Origin of the sequence: Acinetobacter sp. NIPH 2699, assembly GCF_022549355.1 — a bacterium.
Taxonomy (GTDB): Bacteria; Pseudomonadota; Gammaproteobacteria; order Pseudomonadales; family Moraxellaceae; genus Acinetobacter.
Map to the genome: position 1 here is coordinate 1 of NZ_JAKZGL010000041.1, position 456 is coordinate 456.

The following is a 456-nucleotide window of genomic DNA, read 5'->3' on the forward strand; positions in this document are numbered from 1 at the left end:
CAGTGTGACAGCAGGCAATAGCACGCTAGATACTAATGGTTTAGTCATCACAGGCGGACCAAGTATTACCACAGCAGGCATAGATGCAGCGAACAGCAACATCAGCAACGTTGCAGATGCAACGACAGCGGATCAAGCGGTGAACAAAGGTCAACTTGATGCAGTTACAGCGGCAGCGGATGACAAGACCGATGCACTTGGCAACAGCACGGCATCTAACCTTGGTGGTGGTTCAAGCTATGACAGCACAACCGGTACAGTCAGCACACCGACTTATACCGTGAATGGCACAGACGTTACCAACGTTGGCGCAGCGATCAATGAATTGGACAAAGGCTGGAATCTCCAAAGCAATGGTGCTGACAGCGGTGCAATCAAAGCGGGTGATACCGTAGACATTGGTACAGCGGTAGGCGAAAGCAACCTCGCGGTCAACAAGACAGGCAATACGATTCA

General features: G+C 51.1%; 1 pseudogene. It reads left to right on the forward strand.

The features are described 5' to 3' along the window. Positions 1 to 456, forward strand: a pseudogene (locus tag MMP72_RS15790) (hypothetical protein); the annotation flags it as partial.